4 protein-coding genes and 4 pseudogenes are annotated in these 13,948 nt (G+C 72.7%); 2 read left to right on the top strand and 6 right to left on the bottom strand.

Going from position 1 to position 13,948, the window contains the following annotated elements:
- Positions 1–248: 248 nt before the first annotated feature.
- The 3 genes and pseudogenes from DA06_RS01795 to DA06_RS01785 form a co-directional block, all read right to left on the bottom strand.
- Positions 249–1,436, bottom strand: a pseudogene (locus tag DA06_RS01795) (acetate kinase).
- Entirely contained in the window at positions 1,433–3,535 is a 2,103-nt protein-coding gene (pta, locus tag DA06_RS01790) for a phosphate acetyltransferase (protein WP_043496855.1), read from the bottom strand. The pseudogene DA06_RS01795 and the gene pta overlap by 4 nt, the downstream one beginning before the upstream one ends.
- A gap of 130 nt (positions 3,536–3,665) precedes the next feature.
- Positions 3,666–6,164: a phosphoketolase gene (locus DA06_RS01785; RefSeq protein WP_043496854.1), complete on the bottom strand. Its 2,499-nt coding sequence runs from the start codon at positions 6,162–6,164 to the stop codon at positions 3,666–3,668.
- A gap of 471 nt (positions 6,165–6,635) precedes the next feature.
- Between DA06_RS01785 and DA06_RS01780 the strand changes: the two are divergent.
- Positions 6,636–7,712: pseudogene (locus DA06_RS01780) on the top strand (SURF1 family cytochrome oxidase biogenesis protein); the annotation flags it as partial.
- Positions 7,713–7,795: 83 nt separating this feature from the next.
- Here the strand turns inward: DA06_RS01780 and DA06_RS01775 are convergent.
- The 3 genes and pseudogenes from DA06_RS01775 to DA06_RS01765 form a co-directional block, all read right to left on the bottom strand.
- Positions 7,796–8,017, bottom strand: a pseudogene (locus DA06_RS01775) (DUF1697 domain-containing protein); the annotation flags it as partial.
- 56 nt (positions 8,018–8,073) lie between these two features.
- A complete protein-coding gene (locus DA06_RS01770; protein ID WP_418606766.1) occupies positions 8,074–9,561 on the bottom strand; it encodes an alanine/glycine:cation symporter family protein in 1,488 nt (495 codons plus the stop codon).
- Positions 9,562–9,693: 132 nt separating this feature from the next.
- The gene (locus DA06_RS01765; protein WP_052436247.1) at positions 9,694–11,148 is read right to left on the bottom strand and encodes an alanine/glycine:cation symporter family protein; all 1,455 of its coding nucleotides are present in this window, start codon (positions 11,146–11,148) and stop codon (positions 9,694–9,696) included.
- A gap of 151 nt (positions 11,149–11,299) precedes the next feature.
- On the opposite strand from DA06_RS01765, the pseudogene DA06_RS01760 reads away from it, so the two are divergent.
- Positions 11,300–13,932, top strand: a pseudogene (locus tag DA06_RS01760) (DEAD/DEAH box helicase).
- The last annotated feature ends 16 nt before the right edge of the window (positions 13,933–13,948 follow it).

Genomic DNA, 13,948 nt, shown 5'->3' with positions numbered 1-13,948 from the left:
CGGCGTCCTGCCTGGCTGGCGCCTGATCTCCACCGACGACGGCGCCCCTCTCCTTGAGAGGGGCGCCGTTCGCTCGCCGGAGTGAGGATGACGCGTCGCCGAGAGGCGACGTCTCGTGAAGGAGATGACAACGCGTCGAGGCGTTTCGCCGAGGAGTTGACATCTCACGGAGAAGTTGACGTCTCGCGCGGGGGGGATGAGAAGTGGACGTCTCGCGCGGGGGATGGTGGCGCGCGGGGGAGCGGCGGTCAGAGGAGGGCGACCGCCTGGCGGGCGATGGCGAGCTCCTCGTTCGTGGGCACGACGAGCACGGCCACGCGGGCGCGTCGGGGGAGATGAACCGCGCCTCGCGGCTGCGGACCTCGTTGCGTCCGGCGTCGATCTCGACACCCAGGAACTCCAGCCCCGCGACGGCGCTCGCCCGGACCTCGGGGTCGTTCTCGCCGACGCCCGCCGTGAAGCTCAGGACGTCGATCCCGCCCATGACGGCGGCGTAGGCGCCGATGTACTTGCGCAGCCGGTGGGCGTAGACCTCGACGGCCAGCGCCGCGGCCGCGTCCCCGCCGTCGGCGAGGCGGTGGACCTCGCGCATGTCGTTGTAGCCGGTCAGGCCCTTCAGGCCGGAGCGCTTGTTCAGCAGGTTGTCGATCTCGTCGATGCTCATGCCCGCGTTGCGGGCGAGGTGGAAGACCACCGCCGGGTCGATGTCACCCGTCCGGGTGCCCATGACCAGGCCCTCCAGCGGGGTCAGACCCATCGACGTGTCGACCGCACGCCCCCCCGTGGACGGCGGAGGCGGAGGCCCCGTTGCCCAGGTGGAGCACCACCTGACGCAGGTCCGCGGACGGCCGCCCGACCATCGCGGCGGCCCTGAGCGCGACGTACTGGTGCGACGTGCCGTGGGCGCCGTAGCGGCGCACGCTGTACTCCTCGGCCACCTCGCGGTCGAGCGCGTAGGTGGCGGCGGCCTCCGGCAGGTTCCGGAAGAACGCGGTGTCGAAGACGGCGACGTGGGGCACGTCCGGCAGGAGCTCGCGGGCCACCCGGATCCCGGTGAGGTTCGGCGGGTTGTGCAGCGGCGCGAGGGGGGAGAGGCGGTCGATGACGGACACCACGTCGTCGTCGATCAGCACGGCGCTGTCGTAGTACCGCCCTCCCTGCACGACGCGGTGCCCGACGGCCACGATGCCCGCGTCCGCCAGCGCTGGCCCGACCTCCTCGAAGAGCCTCAGGACCGTGCGCAGGCCCTCGGCGTGGTCCGGCACCGCGTCCCGCTGCTCCGTGGTCCGTCCGTCGGTGCGGTGCTCCACCCGCCCCTCGGGCTCCCCGATGCGCTCGACGAGGCCCGAGGCGAGGGACTCGCCCGAGGCCGGGTCGATCAGCTGGTACTTGATCGAGGAGGACCCCGAGTTGATGACCAGGACGGTAGAGCTCATGCGCGGTTCCCCTCGGTGCTGGCGGCGACGGCGGCCGCTGCGTTGTCGGCCTCGGCCTGGACGGCGGTGATGGCGACCGTGTTGACGATGTCCTGCACCAGCGCGCCGCGGGACAGGTCGTTGACCGGCTTGTTCAGGCCCTGCAGGACAGGCCCGACCGCGACGGCGCCCGCCGAGCGCTGGACAGCCTTGTAGGTGTTGTTCCCGGTGTTCAGGTCCGGGAAGATGAACACCGTCGCGCGGCCGGCGACGTCGGAGCCCGGGAGCTTCGTCGCGGCCACCGACGCGTCGACGGCGGCGTCGTACTGGATGGGACCCTCGACGAAGAGGTCGGGGCGACGCTCGCGCACCAGGGCGGTGGCGGTGCGGACCTTGTCCACCTCGGCGCCGGAGCCCGACTGGCCGGTGGAGTAGGACAGCATGGCCACCCGCGGCTCGATCCCGAACTGCACCGCCGTCTCCGCCGAGGAGATCGCGATGTCGGCGAGCTGCTCCGCCGTCGGGTCGGGGTTGACGGCGCAGTCGCCGTAGACCAGCACGCGGTCCGCCAGGCACATGAGGAAGACCGAGGAGACGATCGACGTGCCCGGCCGTGTGCGGATGATCTCGAACGAGGGGCGGATGGTGTGCGCGGTGGTGTGCCTGGCGCCGGAGACCATCCCGTCGGCCGCGGCGGTGTGCACCATCATCGTGCCGAAGTAGGAGACGTCCCGGACGATCTCGCGGGCCCGCTCCACCGTCATGCCCTTGTGGGCGCGCAGCCGCGCGTACTCCTGGGCGAAGGGCTCGAGGAGCTCCGACGTGGCCGGGTCGACGACGGCGGCCTCCTCGAGGTCCAGCCCGAGCTCGGAGGCGCGGGCGCGGACCTGCGGCTCGTTGCCGAGCAGAGTCAGGTCCGCCACCTTGCGGGAGAGCAGCGTGGAGGCGGCCCGCAGGATGCGGTCGTCGTCGCCCTCGGGCAGGACGATGTGCCTGCGGGCGGAGCGGGCGCGCTCGAGCAGGCGGGACTCGAACATCAGGGGCGTGACGACGTCGCTGGGCGGGACGTCCAGCAGGTGCAGGATCGGCTCCGGTGCGACGTGCTGCTCGAACAGGCCCAGGGCGATGTCGCGCTTGCGCTGGGTCCCGCGGGAGAACTGTCCCCGGGTGCGCGCCACGATCGAGGCGGCCTCGTAGGTGTCCTGCTTGGTGGTGATCACCGGCAGGCGCTGGCCGAGGCCCTCGACCATCTTCACCACCTGGTCCGAGGGCCGGTACCCGCCGTTGAGGACGATGCCCGCGAGCGAGGGGAAGCTGTCCGAGGCGTGCGCGGCCACGAGGGTGATGAGCACCTCGGGCCGGTCGCTGGCGGCCATGCAGAGCTGGCCCTCGCGCAGCCGCTCGAGGATGTGCTCGGTGTTCATGCCGGAGACCAGCATGTGCTCGGCCTCGCGGTCCAGGAGCGCCTCGTCGCCCATGAGGAGCTCGCCCCCGAGCGCCGCCATGAGGTCGCGCACCACCGGCGCGGAGAGCAGCGGGACCTCGGGCAGGGCCCAGGCCGGCAGCCCCTCCTGCGCCAGCCGCTCCCGGACGGCGTCGAGCTGCCCGGGGTCGCACCGGTTGGCGAGCACGCCGACGGTGGTGGCGTGCTCCTGCGCGATCTCGGCGATGGCGAGCTCGGCGACCTGGGCGACCTCGGCTGGGGTGCGCCCGAGCGCGGAGACGACGAGCAGCACCGGCGCGCCGAGGTTGGCGGCCACGCGGGCGTTGAACGCCAGCTCCGCGGGAGTCGCGACGTCGGTGTAGTCGGAGCCGACGACGATGACGACCTCGTTGTCCCGCTCGACCGGGCGGTACGCCTCGACGATCCGGCTCAGGGCCGCCTCCTGGTCGGAGTGCACCTCCTCGTAGGTCACGCCGATGGCGTCCTCGTAGCCGACGGCGACGCCCTGGCCCAGCAGGAGCTCGACGACGGTGTCGCGCTCGCTGCGGCTGCGGGTGACGGGGCGGAAGATCCCCACCCGCTCCACCCGCCGCGCGAACAGGTCGACGAGTCCCAGCCCGACGGCGGACTTCCCGGTGTGCCCCTCGGCGGAGGCGATGTAGATGCTGCGCGACACGCGCGGGTCCCTCTCTGCTCGTGCGCCGGCCGCGGCCGGCGGGTCGTCGGCGGCCCGGTCCCGGGCCGCCCGGCGCCGTCCTCCGGCACGGGCGTGGTCCGTCCGTGCCGGGGGGAGGCGGTGGTCGCCGTTACTCGTTGTCACCGCCGGTGGTGAGGGTGGCGCTGGGGCCGCCCTTCTCCGTGGCGGTCTCGCCGACGTCGGGCCACACCCAGTCCGCGACGGCCGGGATGTCGGTGCCGTGCTCGTACGCGTACATCCGGGCGTCGAGGCGGGCGTCGATCATCTTCTGCTTGAGGCGCCCGTACCGCTGGCCGAGGCCGGGGACGCGGTCGATCACGTCCATCACCAGGTGGTACCGGTCGAGGTCGTTGCGCATGACCATGTCGAACGGCGTGGTGGTGGTGCCCTCCTCCTTGAAGCCGCGCACGTGGATGTTGGGATGCCCGTTGCGGCGGTAGGTGAGGCGGTGGATCAGCCACGGGTAGCCGTGGTAGGCGAAGATGACCTGCTTGTCGGTGGTGAAGATGTTGTCGAAGCTGCGGTCGGAGAGCCCGTGCGGGTGCTCCTTCTCGTCCTGGAGCCGCATGAGATCGACGACGTTGACCACGCGCACCTTCAGGTCCGGGATGTGCCGGCGCAGCAGGTCCGCGGCGGCGAGCGTCTCCAGGGTCGGGACGTCGCCGGCGCACGCGAGGACGACGTCGGGCTCCTCGCCCTCGACCTCGGTGCCGGCCCAGTCCCAGATGCCCAGGCCGCGGGCGCAGTGCTTGATCGCCTCGTCCACGTCGAGGAAGTCGGGAGCGGGCTGCTTGCCGGCGACGACGACGTTGACGTACTGCTTCGTGCGCAGCACGTGGTCCCAGGTGGAGAGCAGGGTGTTCGTGTCCGGCGGCAGGTACACCCGGATGATGTCCGCCTTCTTGTTGACCACGTGGTCGATGAAGCCCGGGTCCTGGTGGGAGAAGCCGTTGTGGTCCTGGCGCCACACGTGCGAGGAGAGCAGGTAGTTCAGCGACGCGATCGGCTGGCGCCACGCGATGTCGTCGGTGACCTTCAGCCACTTCGCGTGCTGGTTGAACATCGAGTCGACGATGTGGATGAACGCCTCGTAGGAGCTCATCATCCCGTGCCGGCCCGTGAGGAGGTAGCCCTCCAGCCAGCCCTGGCACTGGTGCTCGCTGAGCACCTCCATGACCCGGCCGGCGCGGGCGAGGTGGTCGTCGACGTCGGTCGGCAGGTACTCGGCGTTCCACTGCTTGTCCGTCACGTCGTAGACGTCCTGCAGGCGGTTCGACGCCGTCTCGTCCGGGCCGAAGATCCGGAAGTTGTCCGGGTTGAGCCGGACGACCTCCCGCAGGAACGCGCCCAGCACCCGGGTGGCCTCCGTGACCGGCTCGCCGGGGGCCTGCACGTCGACGGCGAAGTCGCGCCAGTCCGGCAGGCGCAGGTCCCGCAGCAGGAGCCCGCCGTTCGTGCGAGGGTTGGCGCTCATGCGCAGGTGCCCGGTGGGGGCCACGGAGGCGATCTCGGGCCGCAGCTTCCCGGCCTCGTCGAACAGCTCGTCGGCGCGGTAGCTCTTCAGCCACGTCTCCAGATCGTGCAGGTGCTCGTCGGTGTCGCGGGCGCTGGCGAGGGGCACCTGGTGCGAGCGCCAGGAGTCCTCGGTCCGCCTGCCGTCGATCTCCTTCGGGCCCGTCCAGCCCTTCGGGGACCGGAACACGATCATCGGCCACAGGGGCCGCTCGAGCTCGTCCTCCGGGGTCTCCTCGGCGCGCGCCTTGATCTCGGCGATCTCGTCGAGGACGGTGTCGAGCAGCTCGGCGAAGCGGCGGTGGAACGCCGCCGGGTCCTCGCCGTCGAACCCGCCGGTGAAGAAGTGCGGCTTGTGCCCGTACCCGCGCATGAGGGCCGCGAGCTCCTCCTCGGGGATGCGGGCCAGCACCGTCGGGTTGGCGATCTTGTAGCCGTTGAGGTGCAGGACCGGCAGAACGACGCCGTCCTTCCTGGGGTTGACGAACTTGTTGGAGTGCCAGGAGGTCGCCAGCGGCCCGGTCTCGGCCTCGCCGTCGCCGACGACGGCGAGGACCAGCAGGTCGGGGTTGTCGAACGCCGCACCGTACGCGTGGGAGAGGGCGTACCCGAGCTCCCCGCCCTCGTGGATCGAACCGGGGGTCTCCGGCGCCACGTGCGAGGGGATGCCGCCGGGGAAGGAGAACTGCTTGAACAGCCGGCGCAACCCCTCCTCGTCCTCGGTGATGTGCGGGTAGGTCTCGGTGTACGTGCCCTCGAGGTAGGTGCTGGCGACCAGACCGGGGCCGCCGTGGCCGGGACCGGTGACGTACATGGCGGAGAGCTCGCGCTCGGCGACGGCGCGGTTCATGTGCGCGTAGAGGAAGGTCAGGCCGGGCGTGGTGCCCCAGTGCCCGAGCAGGCGCGGCTTGACGTCGTCCTTGCTCAGCGGCCGGCGCAGCAGCGGGTTGTCCAGCAGGTAGATCTGGCCCACCGACAGGTAGTTCGCCGCCCGCCACCATGCGTCCACCTGCTCCAGCGTGGCGTCGTCGAGCTCGTGGGAGGTGGCGGCGGCGCGCGTGCGCCAGGCAGTGGTCGCTGGGGACGTCGTGGTCATGCGGATCTCCTCAGTCTCATCGTCACCGACGGGCGCTCCCGCGTGCGCTCCGGGCCGATGCGGCCCGGAGCACGTGGGAAGGGCCGGGTCGAGGGCTGCTTTCCGACGGCCCCAGTGTCCTCCATCTGCCCGTTTTCCGCGTGTGATGCCTGCCCGCGGGCCGGCGCGGGCGGCCCCGTGTGCCCGAGGGCACAGGGTCTCGGCACAGGGCGCGGCACGTAACCTGGGACCGTGGACCTACGCCCCGCAGTCCAGCCCGACCCGGCCGGGGTCGGCCCGGCCCGCCGTGACGGCGGGACGCCGGACGTCGCCGCGGAGGAGCCGGTGGGCGCTGCCGCGCCCGGCCCGGACTCCGCGGAACTGGGTCAGGACGGCGCGGGTCGGGGCCCGGGCGAACCGGCAGACGGTCCGGACGGGCGCGGCCCGGACGGCACCTCCCGCGACTACTGGCGGGCCGTGCTCACCCCGCGCATGATCGGGCTGTTCGTCCTCCTGCTCGCCGCCGCCGTCGTGTGCGTGCGGCTGGGGGCCTGGCAGCTCGACCGCGCCAGCCTGCGCGGCGCCGAGAGGGTGGAGGACGCGCACGCCGAGGTGCTCGCCCGCGACGTCGTCCCGGTCGACGACGTCCTCGCCCCCCAGACGTCATTCCGCGCGGAGCAGCTCGGTGTCCCGGTCGAGGTGACCGGGACCTACCGGGCCGACCAGCAGGTCTACGTGCCCGGCCGCGCCGTCGACGGCGAGGACGCCGTCCTCGTGGTCACCGCCCTCAGGGTGACCCAGGGTCCCAGCGCGGGCGCGATGATGCCTGTCCTCCGCGGCTGGGTGCCGCCGGAGGACGTCACCACCGACCCGGTCGCGGGCCCGGCCGGCGCCGACGCCGCCGCGGAGCTCGCGGTGCCCGACGGCGAGGTCACCGTCACCGGGTACCTCAAGGACTCCGAGGCCGGCCGCGGGGGAGGACCTGCCCGCGGGGATGGTCGGCGCGGTGAGCTCCGCCGAGCTGGCGAACCTGTGGGGCGGACCTACCTGGAGCGGGTACCTCGTGGAGTTCACGCCGACGCCGGAGGGCCGGTCCGAGGTCTCGCCCGCCGGCCTGCGCCACGCCCCGCCGCCCGGGCCGGCCGCGGACACGAGCCTGAACATCCAGAACCTCGCCTACGCCGTCGAGTGGGTCATCTTCGGGGGCTTCGCGCTCGCCCTGTGGGTGCGCATGCTCCGCGACGACGTCCGCAACCGTCGCGAGGACGCCGGCCTCGTCTGAGAACCGCTGCGCTCGCGGTCGCGCGGTCCCCGCGGCACGCTGGCCCGGGCACGCCTGACCGGAGGGCCGAAGGGGGACGCATGCTCGACGTCGCGGTGGTGGGGCTGGTGACCCGTGACCTGGTCGTGGCCGTCGACGCGCTGCCGGAGGCCGGCGGGTCGGCCCCGGTGACCAGGCGCCGCGAACGGCTGGGCGGGGCCGCGAACCAGGCCGTGGGGTGCCGGCAGCTGGGGCTGGCGGCGGCGGTGGCGGGGGTCGTCGGGGACGACGACGTCGGTGCCGCGGTGCGCACGGCCGCGCGCGGTCTCGAGGGCGCCGGCGCGGGCGCCGCCCGGAGGAAGATAACGTGGACCTTCTTCGGGTCCGGCTCGTGCCGGAACGGGTTCGCGGCGACCACCTGCTCGAGCTCGTCGAGCGGGCGCACGAGCACCGCGGGTGCCGGGCCGAGTCTCTCGCGGACGGCGTCGGCGAGCTCCCGGCCCAGCTCCTCCTCGTCGGTGCGCGCCGAGGTGAGCACGACGTTGCCGCTGTTGACGTAGGTCGAGACGTCCCGGTGCCCGAGCTCGGTCACGAGGCTGCGCAGGTCCGCCATGGCGACGCGGTTGTGCCCGCCGACGTTGATGCCCCGCAGCAGGGCGACGTACGTGGTCACGGGCGGCACCGTCTCCTGGCCTGACCGCTCACGGCCGCTGCGACTGGCGGACCGGGCGCCGCTCCCCCTCCACCCAGACCTCGGTGGGCAGGTCGCCGGGCAGCTCGGGGTTGCCCACGCCGACGAAGACCGGCTCCGCCCCCCGCGGCGGCCTGCCGCTCGTAGTCGCGCAGGGCGCCCAGGGCCCACCTGCCAAGCAGGAACAGCGCCACGAGGTTCACCGTGGCCATCAGCCCCATGGCGACGTCCGCGAGCGCCCAGACGGTGCCCAGCTCGAGCAGGGCGCCGACGGCGACCGCCGCGACGACGAGCAGGCGGATCGCGAGGTTGGCGGCCCGGCCGGGCCGGATGAAGTCGGTGTTGACCTCGGCGTAGGTGAAGTTGCCCAGCACGGAGGAGAACGCGAAGACGAAGATCAGGACGGTCATCGGGACGGTGGTCCACGTCCCCAGCGAGTCCGCGACGGCCGTCTGCGTGAGCACGGCGCCCCGGTCGTCGCCCGTGACGCCCGGCGTGTACACCTCGGGCGCGGCGAGCAGGATCATGAACGCGGTGGCGGAGCAGACCAGGATGGTGTCGACGAAGACGCCCAGGGACTGGATGAAGCCCTGCTGCGCCGGGTGCGCGACGGTGGCGGTGGCCGCGGCGTTGGGCGCGGACCCCATGCCGGCCTCGTTGGAGAACAGACCGCGCTTGACCCCGTTGAGCAGCGCGGCGAGCATCCCGCCGGCGGTGCCCGCCAGCGCCTGGTCGAGGCCGAACGCGCCCCGGAGGATGTCGGCGACGACGCCGGGGATCTCCGGCAGGTTCGTCACGATGACGACCAGCGCGAGCAGCACGTAGAAGAACGCCATGACCGGCGCCATCCACTCGGTCACCCGGGCCACGGAGCGGATGCCGCCGAGAATCACCGGCGCCGCGAGCGCCACGAGGAACAGGGACGTCACCCAGGTGGGCCAGCCGTGCGAGCCCTCGAGCGTCCCGGCGATCGTGTTCGCCTGCACCATGTTGAAGGCGAGGCCGAAGGCGAAGATCAGGCAGACGGCGAACACGACGCCCCAGCCGCGCGAGCCCAGGCCGCGCTGGATGTAGAACGCCGGCCCGCCACGGAACGTGCCGTCGTGCCAGCGCACCTTGAACATCTGGGCGAGCGTCGCCTCCATGAACGCCGTGGCCATGCCCACGAGGGCCACCACCCACATCCAGAAGATCGCGCCGGGCCCGCCGAGCGTGAGGGCGATGGCGACGCCGGCGATGTTGCCCGTCCCCACCCGTGAGGCCAGCCCGATGGCGAAGGCCTGGAAGGAGCTGATCCCGCCCTCGGCGCCCTGCCGGGAGCCCAGGACCTTGCGCACCATCAGGCGGAAGTGGCGCACCTGCAGCGCCCGTGAGCGCACGGTGAAGTACAGGCCCGCCCCGACGAGCAGGAAGATCAGGACATAGCTGTACAGCACGTCGTTGACGGCACCGACGACGGCGTCCATCGGCATTCCCCTCGGCTCGGTGACACGCGCGTGCGCCTCCCGGACGGGCGACGCGGCGGACCGGGGAACGCTAACTCCCCCGACGCCGGAGCGCAGGTCGAGAGCTCCGTCCCGCCCTCGCCGGACCCAGCCTCAGCGGCGCACGGCGCCGGACGGACGCACCCAGACGTCGCCGGGCAGGGCGCCCGGGGCGTCGTGCAGCTCGGCGGCGACGAACACGGGCCCGGACGGCGCCCCGCCGGGGGCGGCGGCCACCTGGCGCTCGTAGTCGCTCAGGGCGGCCACCACCCACCGGGTGAGCAGCACGAGCGCGACGAGGTTGACCACGGTGATCAGGGCCATCGCGGTGTCCATGAGCGCCCACACCGTCGTCAGCGCGAGGACGGACCCGATCCCGGTGGTGGCCACGACCGTCCCTCGCAGCACCCGGTAGGCGCCCGCGCCCGCGCGCAGGAAGAGCAGGTTCACCTCGGCGTAGGCGAAGGCGCCGAGGATGGAGGAGAAGCCGAAGAAGAAGATCATGACCGTCATCGGCCAGGCCATCCACTCCCCGAGCTGGGAGGTGACCGCCGTCGTCGTCAGGTGGCCCGCGGCCTCGACGTCCGTGACCCCCGGGACGTACACCGCGGCGCCGCTGGCCAGGATGATGAAGGCCGTCGAGGTGCAGATGAACATCGTGTCCACGAAGACGCCGAGCGACTGGATGAGCCCCTGCTGCACCGGGTGCGCGACGGTGGCGGTCGCTGCGGCGTTGGGGCCCGTGCCCATGCCCGCCTCGTTGGAGAACAGGCCGCGCCGCACGCCGTTGAGGATCGCGGCGACCACCCCGCCGGCCACGCCCGCCAGGCCGGCGCGCAGGCCGAAGGCCCCGGCGAAGATGTCCGCGAAGAACTGCGGGACCGTCTCGAGGTTGAGGGCGATCACCGCGACCGCCGTCGCCACGTAGCCCAGCGCCATGAGCGGGGTCATCACCTCGGCGACCCGGGCCACCAGCTTCACGCCGCCGAAGACCACGAGGGCCGTGACGACGACGAGGACGAGCGCGGTGAGCCACGTGTCGACGCCGTGGGAGGACTCGACGGTCACGGCGATGGTGTTGGCCTGGACCATCGGCATGGCCACGACCATCGAGAGGACGAGCAGCCACGCGAACACGGTGCCCCAGCGGCGCGAGCCGAGGCCGCGGCTGATGTAGTACGCCGGGCCGCCCCGGAACGTGCCGTCCGTGGCCCGGACCTTGAACAGCTGGGCGAGCGTCGCCTCGGCGAACGAGGTCGCCATCCCGACGAGGGAGACCATCCACATCCAGAAGATCGCGCCCGGCCCGCCGAGGATCAGCGCGAGGGCGACGCCGGTGATGTTGCCGATGCCGATCCGCGTGGCCATGCCGATGGCGAACGCCTGGAACGAGGAGATCCCGCCGTCGGCCCCGCGGCGCGACCGCGCGACGTAGCGGAGCATCTGCCCGAAGAGCCGGACCTGGACGACCCTGGTGCGCCACGTCATCCACACGCCCACGGCGACCAGGAGGCCGACGAGGACGTAGAGGTACATCGCGTCGTTGACGGCGCTGAGCAGCTCGGTCATGTGCTTCCGTTCCGGTGGGTCGACAGACGCCGGGCGCGGCGCCGCCCAGCATCCTGGCACGCTCGGCGCCGGGGTGCTGGCCCCTGCTCCGGACCGCGCCCCGGGCATATCCGGTCGATGCCGGGGGCCGCCGCAGTGAGAGGATCGGAGGATGCCGCCCGCCGCCACGCTCAACCTCGCTCTCGACGACCTCGAGGACGCCGGCGTCAGCGACCCCGACGCCGTCTACGCCGCCTACGAGGAGTGGGCCACCGAGACCGGGATCACGCTCTACCCCCACCAGGAGGAGGCGGTGATGGAGCTGGTCTCCGGCTCGCACGTCGTCCTCGCCACCCCCACCGGGTCCGGGAAGTCCCTCGTCGCCGTCGGCGCCCTGTTCACCGCCCTGGCGACCGGCCGCACCGGCTACTACACCGCCCCGCTCAAGGCGCTCGTGTCCGAGAAGTTCTTCGACCTCGTCGACCTGTTCGGCTCCGCCAACGTCGGCATGGTCACGGGCGACTCGGCCATCAACCCCGACGCCCCGATCATCTGCTGCACCGCGGAGATTCTCGCCAACCAGGCCCTGCGCGACGGCGCGGCGACCGACGCCGGCGTGGTGGTCATGGACGAGTTCCACTTCTACGCCGACCCCCAGCGCGGCTGGGCCTGGCAGGTCCCGCTGCTCGAGCTGCCGCAGGCCCAGTTCCTGCTCATGAGCGCCACGCTCGGCGACGTCTCGTTCTTCGTCGAGGACCTCCGGCGGCGCACCGGCCGCGACGTCGCCGTGGTCGACGACGCCGAACGGCCCGTCCCGCTGACGTTCACCTACTCCGTGGAGCCGATCCAGGACCTCCTCCTCGAGCTGGTCCAGACACACCGCTCCCCCCGTGTACGTGGTGCACTTCGCGCAGAAGGACGCCGTCGAGCGGGCGCAGTCGCTCACCTCGGTGCAGGTCGCCACGCGCGAGCAGCGCGACCGGATCGCGGACGCCCTCGGCGACTTCCGGTTCGGCCCCGGCTTCGGGCAGATCCTCTCCCGACTGCTGCGCCACGGCGTCGGCGTGCACCACGCCGGCATGCTGCCGCGCTACCGCCGACTGGTCGAGCGCCTCACCCAGGGCGGCCTGCTCGGGGTCATCTGCGGCACCGACACCCTCGGGGTCGGGATCAACGTGCCGATCCGCACCGTGGTCATCACCTCCCTGACGAAGTTCGACGGCGAGCGGATGCGGCACCTGACCGCCCGCGAGTTCCACCAGATCGCCGGGCGCGCCGGCCGGGCCGGGTTCGACACCACCGGCGAGGTGATCGTGCAGGCCCCCGAGCACGTCATCGAGAACGCCAAGGCGCTGGCCAAGGCCGGCGACGACGAGCGCAAGCGCCGCAAGATCGTGCGGAAGAAGGCGCCGGCCGGGGCGGTGAACTGGACCGACAAGACCTTCGAGCGGCTGCGCGACGCGGACCCGGAACCGCTGACGAGCCAGTTCCACGTCACCCACACGATGGTGCTGTCCGTCCTCGCCCGCGAGGGCGACCCGGTGGCGGCCATGCACAAGCTGGTGACGGACAACCACGAGCCCCAGCGGGACCGCAACCCGCACCTGCGCCGTGCGATCGAGATCTACCGCTCCCTGCGCGCGGGCGGGGTGGTCGAGCACGCCGACGCCGGGTGGCGGCGCGCCCACCCCGGCGAGCCGTACGTCCGCCTGACGGTGGACCTGCCCCGCGACTTCGCGCTCAACGCACCGCTGTCCCCGTTCGCGCTGGCGGCCATCGAGCTGCTCGACCCCGAGCACCCGGACTTCGCCCTCGACGTCGTCTCCGTCATCGAGGCCACGCAGGAGGACCCCCCGGCCGGTGCTCTACGCCCAGCAGCGCGCCCTGCGCGGGGAGGCCGTGGGGGCGATGAAGGCCGAGGGCATCGAGTACGAGGAGCGCATGGCGCTGCTCGAGGACGTGACCTGGCCGCAGCCGCTGGCGGAGATGCTCCGGGCCGCACTGGCCACGTACCGGCAGACGAACCCGTGGGTGTCCGACTACGAGCTGCAGCCGAAGTCCGTGGTGCGCGAGATGGTCGAGCAGTCCATGACGTTCTCCGAGCTGGTCTCCCGGTACCAGCTCGCCCGCTCCGAGGGCGTGGTGCTGCGCTACCTCACGGACACCTACCGGGCGATGCGGCAGGTGGTGCCCGCCTCCGCGCGGACGGAGGAGGTCGTGGCGATCATCGACTGGCTCGGCGACCTCGTCCGCTCCGTCGACTCCTCGCTGCTGGACGAGTGGGAGGCGCTCTCCGCCGGGGCGGCCGCGTCCGAGGGCGTCCTGGTGGTGCCCGAGGAGGAGCCGCCGGGCGAACGCCGCTTCGGCGAGGGCCCCGACGGCGAGCTGCCGGTCACCCGCAACCGGCACGCCTTCCGGGTGGCCGTGCGCAACGTCCTGTTCCGCCGGGTGGACCTCCTGGCCCGCGAGGCGTACGGGGCCCTCGGCCAGATGGACGCCGACGCCGGCTGGGACGCCGCGCGCTGGGAGGAGGCGATGGCGCCGTACTGGACCGAGTACGACTGGCTGGGCACCGGCCCCGAGGCGCGGGCCGCGGCGCTCGTGCAGATCGTCGAGACGCCCACCGACGCGGACCTGCCCGCCGGCGTCGAGATCCCGCTGCCGCCCCGGGCATGGCTGGTGCGCCAGACCTTCGACGACCCCGCCGGCGACCACGACTGGGGCCTGACGGCCCTGGTGGACCTGGACGTGTCCGACGCGGCCGACGGCGCCGTGACGAGGGTGCTGACGGTCGGGCCTCGCTGATGGGAGGGTGTCGCTG

This window comes from Georgenia sp. SUBG003 (assembly GCF_000715355.2).
In the GTDB taxonomy this organism is placed as follows: domain Bacteria; phylum Actinomycetota; class Actinomycetes; order Actinomycetales; family Actinomycetaceae; genus Georgenia.
Note: the sequence above shows the minus strand (reverse complement) of the source record. Positions and strands in the feature narration are given on the sequence as shown.